A 1,140-nucleotide genomic window follows, 5' to 3' on the forward strand; every position below is an offset into this window, starting at 1 on the left:
CGCAGCCGCGTCCACGGGGTGGCGGACAGCTGTTCGGCGTGGCGCAGCCAGGCGCGCTCGGCCGCCTGGCCCACCGCCCGCGCGCCCACGGCCTCGGCGAGCCGGTCGTCGAAGTCCTCCCGTACCCGCTCCGTCAGCCCTCCGGGGGCGCCCGCGTACGGGTCCGGCTCGGCGTACACCGGACGCAGCCGGCCCATCGCACCGTCCAGGTCGGCGCGCAGCCGCAGCAGCGCGGCGCGCCGTGTGGCGGCGAAGCCGGTCAGCTCCTCGCGGAGCTCGTCGACGCCCTCCCCGGTGAGCGCCGAGACCGACAGTACGCACGCCCCCGGCTCTCCGTGCTCCCCGAGCGCCATACCGTCGTCGTCCAGCAGCCGCCGCAGATCGTCCAGCACGGCGTCCACGGCATCCCCGGTGAGCCTGTCCCGCTGGTTCAGCACGACAAAGGTGACCTCGGCGTGTCCGGCCAGCTGCCGCAGATAGCGCTCGTGCAGCACGGCGTCCGCGTACTTCTCCGGGTCGACGACCCACACCACCGCGTCCACCCGCTCCAGCAGCCGGTCCACCCGCTCGCGGTGCCCCGGGGCGACGGAGTCGTGGTCGGGGAGGTCGATGAGCACGAGCCCGCTCAGCTCGGAGGGCGGGCGACGGTGCCGCGCGTCCGCCGCGATGCCGAGCCGGTCGAGCAGCCGTTCCGCCCCGTCGGTGACTCCGTTCGCCTCCCCTCCCCAGGTGCAGGCGACAGGCGCGGCAGTGGTGGGACGGCGTACGCCCGTCTCCGCGAGACGGGCCTCTGTGAGTGCGTTGAAGAGGGACGACTTCCCGCTGCCCGTCGCGCCCGCGAGAGCGACCGTCGTACAGCCGCGCGGCAGCTCCCGCCGGGACGCCGCCTCGTCCAGGACCCGCCCCGCCTCCGCGAGCACCGCTCGGCCGACGCGGGGCAGCGAGAGTCCGATCAGCGTGCGCAGTGCGCCAAGTCGCTGCCGCAAACCGTCCTCCACCGCGCCCTCACCGTCCCCACACCCCCGGTCCGAACCCGGGCCCGGCCGACCGGCGCGTTCCCGAACGGCTGACCCGCCCTCGTCCGCGTCCGGTACCGAGGCCGCCGCCGGCGCCAATGGCTCGGACGGCGCGGACGGCGGG

Annotated in this window: 1 protein-coding gene; it reads right to left on the minus strand. The window is 76.0% G+C overall.

The window, feature by feature from the left end; translation table 11 throughout:
* On the minus strand, positions 1-1,115 hold a 1,115-nt coding region (locus tag G5C65_RS37560; protein WP_241266348.1), incomplete at its 3' end, for a GTPase.
* Positions 1,116-1,140 lie beyond the last annotated feature (25 nt).

Source organism: Streptomyces boncukensis, assembly GCF_011045075.1.
In the GTDB taxonomy this organism is placed as follows: Bacteria; Actinomycetota; Actinomycetes; order Streptomycetales; family Streptomycetaceae; genus Streptomyces; species Streptomyces boncukensis.